Annotated in this window: 4 protein-coding genes; all 4 read right to left on the bottom strand. The window is 74.6% G+C overall.

Annotated elements, in window-relative coordinates; translation table 11 throughout:
* Positions 1 to 1,587: CarD family transcriptional regulator (locus JHD21_RS21265; protein WP_292679477.1), on the bottom strand; the 1,587-nt coding region annotated here is incomplete at its 3' end.
* Positions 1,588 to 1,685: 98 nt separating this feature from the next.
* Positions 1,686 to 2,747, bottom strand: a complete 1,062-nt coding sequence (locus tag JHD21_RS21260; protein ID WP_292679475.1) for a hypothetical protein — start codon at positions 2,745 to 2,747, stop codon at positions 1,686 to 1,688.
* A gap of 52 nt (positions 2,748 to 2,799) precedes the next feature.
* Positions 2,800 to 3,561, bottom strand: a complete 762-nt coding sequence (locus JHD21_RS21255) for a lytic transglycosylase domain-containing protein (RefSeq protein ID WP_292679473.1) — start codon at positions 3,559 to 3,561, stop codon at positions 2,800 to 2,802.
* 43 nt (positions 3,562 to 3,604) lie between these two features.
* A partial coding sequence (locus JHD21_RS21250) for a VOC family protein (protein ID WP_292679471.1) occupies positions 3,605 to 3,928 on the bottom strand: 324 nt, incomplete at its 5' end.

The raw sequence follows: 3,928 nt of genomic DNA, 5'->3' as shown, positions 1-3,928 counted from the left end.
CTCGCGCTGCTTCATCTCCACGAACCGGCCGACGCCGTGCTGCTCGTGGACGACGTAGTCGCCGGCCTTGAGCTCCAGCGGGTCGATCTGCTTCTTGCGCCGGGCCGGCATCGACCGCATGTCGCGGGTCGACGCACGCTGGCCGGAGAGGTCCTCGCCGGTGAGCACGACCAGGCGGTTGCGGTCGTCGAGGAGGCCGTGCCCGAGCGAGCCGCAGGTGACGGTGACGACGTCGTCGGCGGGCTGCTCGTCGAGGCCGTCGACGAGCCGGGCCGGGATGTCGCGCTCGCCGAGCGCCTCCACGGTGCGCTGGGCGGGGCCGTGGCCGGGGTGGACCACGACCGCGCGGTAGCCGGCCGTCCGCCACTTCTCGAGGTCGGCGAAGGCCCGGTCGACGTCACCGCGGTAGGCGTCGACCATCTGCATCGGCAGCGCGCGCGTGGGTACGCCGTCGGATCCGTCGTCCACGGGGGCCGCGGCGTCCTCGGCGTCGTCGATGCCGAAGGGGCTGACGCTCCACCACGCCTTGCCCTGCCCGAGGGCGTGCTCCCGGACGTCGGCGAGGGTTCGGTAGGAGGCGGCGCCCAGGTCGATGGGGGCGGACCCGCCGCCGGCGGCCGCGGCCCAGCTGGCGCCGAGGAACTCCTCGCTGGTGGCGACCAGGTCGTGGGCCCGGCGCCGGGCCCGCTCGGGGTCGAGCACCAGGACGTGGGTGTCGGCCGGGAGGACCAGCAGCTCCATCTCGTCGACCAGCACCGGAGCGAGGGCCTCCATGCCCTCGGTGGCGATGCCGGCGGCGATCTTGTCGGTCATCTCGACGAGCTGGGGGTGTCGCTGACCGAGCGCCTTGGCCTTCGCCCGGACCTCGTCGGTGAGCAGGAGCTCGCGGCACGGCGGCGCCCAGAGCCGGTCGACCTGCTCGTGGGTGCGCTGGTCGGCGACCGAGAAGCTGCGGATCTCCTCGACGTCGTCGCCCCAGAACTCCACCCGCAGCGGGTGCTCCTCGGTCGGCGGGAACACGTCGACGATGCCGCCGCGCACCGCGAACTCGCCGCGCTTCTCGACCAGGTCGACGCGCGAGTACGCCGCGTCGGCGAGGCGGCGGACGACGTCCTCGAGCGGCGCGGTGTCGCCGGGGCGGAGGTCGACGGGCTCGAGGTCGCCGAGGCCCTTGACCTGGGGCTGGAGCAGCGACCGGACCGGGGCCACCAGGACCGTGAGGGGCCCGGTGGCCTCGTCGGTGCCGGGGTGGGCGAGCCGGCGCAGGACCGCGAGCCGGCGGCCGACGGTGTCGCTGCGCGGGCTCAGCCGCTCGTGCGGCAGGGTCTCCCAGCTGGGGTAGTAGGCGACCGTGGTCGGGTCGAGGAACGAGCCGAGGTGCTCGACCAGGTCCTCGGCCTCGCGGGAGGTCGCCGTCACCGCGAGCACGGTGCGCCCGGCCCGGGCCAGCCCCGTCACCACGAACGGCCGGACCGCCTCCGGGCCGGTCAGGTCGAGCGCGGGGACCGCACCGTCGTGCGCGTCGGCGACCGCCTGGGCGAGGGTCGGGTCGGCGAGGACGGCGTCGGCGAGGCCGGCCAGGGTCACGAGGGCTCCAAGAGGTCAGTGGACAACACGACAGCCCCCGCCCATCGAGGGGAGGGGGTGCACCTCCAGTCTAGGAGCCGCTGCCGACACTCCTCCGGTCAGCCACCCACACCGGACCGGGTCTCGTCACCGCCCGCCGGCCGGGCCTGCGCGTTGGCCGTGCTGAGCATGGCCACCCCCAGGGACGCACCGCGCGGGCTCTGCCCGGTCGAGCCGGGACCGAGGTCGGTGGTGGTCGTGGTGTCGCTGAACGCGGCCAGGTAGATCTCGTCGCCAGGTTCGAGGATCGCGACCTGCGAGACCGTCTCGTAGTTGCCGTAGTTGGCCACCCTGCCCATGGAGCTCGCCGCGAGCTCCTCGCCCCCGCCGTAGAGGAAGAACCCGACGGTCCCTGCGCCGGGCGCGAACAGGACCTCGCCGGTGATCAGGTAGGTCCCGGCGGTCTGCACGACGAAGCGGTCGTTCCCGTCGTCGAACGCGATCCCGCTGGCGAACGCCGGCGAGTCGAGGGCGACCCGCAGGGGCGCCCCACCGCCGGGGAACGACTGCGGGGCCGTCGAGACCGCCCGGCCGGCCGGCAGCGCGGCGAGCTCGGCCGGCCCGACCGTCCCGGGCTTGATCTGGGCGTTGGCGAGGGTGCCGGTGACGTCGCCACCGGCGGTCAGGGTGCTCTCGTCGATCTGGGCTCCCGTGAGCGCGTCGAGCAGGACGTCGATCGCGTTGATGCTGCCGTCGTCCAGCTCGGCGCTCGTGACCGAGTCGGCCGCCAGCTGGGGGTCGGGGTAGCTGCCGGTCAGGTCACCGCCCGCGGCACCCGACGCGCCCGTCGGGGCGGCGGCACACAGCACCGTGCCGTCCGAACCGATCGCCCTGATCGACTCGCCGGCCAGGCACACGCCACCCACCCGGCGCTGGAGGACGTCGGCGTCGAGGCTCGACTCCTTCACCGCCCGGCCACGTACGGCGTCGTCGGCGATCTTGCCGCTGCCCACGGCCCGCGGGGCGAGGTCCTGGCCGTCGACGGACTGGAACACGATCGTGTCCGAGTCGACGGAGTCGTCAGGGAGCTGGGTGGCCGCGAAGGCGGTCCCGCCCAGGGCGACGACCAGGGCGAGGAGCCCGAGCGAGTTGTGGCGGAGGAAGGCAGCGAGACCGGTCATGGGGGTACAACCTAGGAACCGACGCTCACCCGCGCCAGGGGTGAGGGCCGGCTCATCCGACCCGGGCGGCGTACTCGGACGCGGCGGCGTGCACGGAGGCCACGTAGGAGTCGTCGTGGTTGTAGCCGAAGATCGCATCCGCCCAGCCGGCGCCCGAGGTGAGGTCGTGGCCGTCGGCGCACAGGTAGGCGACGGCGGTCGCGGCGGCGTCGTCGACGTCGTTGGGGTCGGCGACCCCGTCGCCGTCACCGTCGGTCCCCCACTGCTCCCAGGTCGAGGGGATGAACTGCATCGGGCCGACGGCGTGGTCCCAGTCGGGGTCGCCGTGCCAGCGGCTCGTCTCCCGGGTCGCGCGGATCGCCGCGTAGGGGTCGCCGTCGAGCGCGGGCCCGAGGATCGGCGTGGACGCGCGCCCGTCCTCGCCGAGGGTGCGACCGTCGAGGGTGCCGTGCTGGGACTCGATCCAGCCGATTCCCGCAAGGGTGGTCCAGCCGACCTCGCAGCCCCCGGGCTCGCCCAGCTGCGCGTTGGCGTAGGCGCGCACGGCCGGCGCCGGGATGCCGGCCCGGGCGGCGACGTCGGCCACCCAGGCGGGGTCCACCCGCGGCGGACCAGCGGGGGCTGCCGGCTGCACGGGCGCGGCCTGGGTGACCGGGCTCGGCGCAGGTGCCTGCGCCTGCGCCTGCGCCTGCGCCTGCAGCCCAGGCTCGGCGACCGGCAACGGCTCGCGAGGAGTCAGTACGGTCTCGGCGGCGGCGTACCCGAGGCCACCCATGGCGAGCAGCGCCGTCACGACCCCCACGACCAGACGCACCGGGACAGTGTCCCGGGACAGCGCCCTCCCGGGGAAATCCGGCTCAGCCGCGCGACGCGGCGATCTCGTCCTCGGAGCGCAGGATGCAGAACTCGTTGCCCTCGGGGTCGGCCAGGATCACCCAGCCCGTGCCGGGGCCGTACTGCCCGCGGTGGTCGGCGACCTCGGTCGCGCCGTGGGCGAGCAGCACCTCCAGCTCCTCGTCCCGCGTGCCCGCGGCGGGGCGGAGGTCGAAGTGGACCCGGTTCTTCACCGTCTTGGTGTCGGGCACCTCGATGAACAGGATCGAGTGCCCGGTCTCGGGGTGCCGGATCATGCACTCCTCGTGCCCGGGCAGGTTGGGGTCGCCGTCGAGGTCGACGTAGCC

Source organism: Nocardioides sp., assembly GCF_016462705.1.
In the GTDB taxonomy this organism is placed as follows: domain Bacteria; phylum Actinomycetota; class Actinomycetes; order Propionibacteriales; family Nocardioidaceae; genus Nocardioides.
The sequence above is the reverse complement of the archived record's forward strand: the minus strand, read 5'-3'. Positions and strand labels throughout refer to the sequence as shown.